The organism is Actinacidiphila sp. bgisy160 (assembly GCF_057707815.1).
Window position 1 is genome coordinate 1 of the sequence record NZ_JBYIQW010000143.1, and the last position, 820, is coordinate 820.

Sequence of the window (820 nt, forward strand, 5' to 3'; positions counted from 1 at the left end):
CCTGGTGAAGGTCGGCGCGGCGTTCGTAGCGGGTCCGGAGTCGTTTGAACTGGTGGAGCCAGGCGAAGGTGCGCTCGACGACCCAGCGGGTCTTGCCCAGGCCGGAGCCGTGGGCGACGCCGCGCCGGGCGATGAGGGGCTTGATGCCGCGCTGCCACAGCAGTCGGCGGTACTTGTCGTAGTCGTAGCCGCGGTCGGCGAACAGTCGCTTGGGCTTGCTGCGTGGGCGTCCTCGAAGTCCCCGTATTCGGGGGATCGCGTCCAGCAGCGGGATCAGCTGCGTGACGTCATGCCGGTTCCCACCGGTCACGGACACGGCCAGCGGGGTTCCACGGCGGTCGACGATCAGGTGGTGTTTGGAGCCGGGGCGGGCTCGGTCGACCGGCGAAGGCCCGACGTGATCCCCCCTTTGAGGGCCCTGACATGGGAGCCGTCGATCGCGCAGTCGTCCATCTCGAGCAAACCGGCCTTGCGCAGTTCGGCAAGGAGCTCCGCGTGCAGGCGGGGCCAGACACCGGCTTCGGTCCAGTCCCGCAGCCGGCGCCAGGCGGTCACGCCGGAGCAGCCCACCACGCTGGCAGGGACGTCCCGCCAGGCCACCCCCTTGCGCAGCACGTAGACAATGCCCGCCAGTGCAACACGGTCAGGCACCCGAAGTCGGCCTGGGTGCCGCTGCCTTCGCTCGGGCTGCGGCGGCAGCAGCGGGGCTATTCGCTCCCAGAGGTCATCAGGGACAAGGTCATCGGACACCCCGCAGACCCTGCCGACGAAGATCACTGACTGCCAGCCGACACGCCGATCTCATTCTGAAACGATCAGT

Annotated in this window: 1 protein-coding gene; it reads right to left on the bottom strand. The window is 68.9% G+C overall.

Going from position 1 to position 820, the window contains the following annotated elements; translation table 11 throughout:
* Positions 1–750, bottom strand: a protein-coding gene (locus AC3EUJ_RS37205; protein ID WP_431969429.1) for an IS5 family transposase whose coding sequence is annotated in 2 segments (ribosomal slippage) — positions 1–411 and positions 411–750 — 751 coding nt annotated over the 2 segments. Because the reading frame shifts where the segments join, the coding sequence is not laid out codon by codon here. This gene is flagged as partial in the annotation.
* Between the last annotated feature and the right edge of the window lie 70 nt (positions 751–820).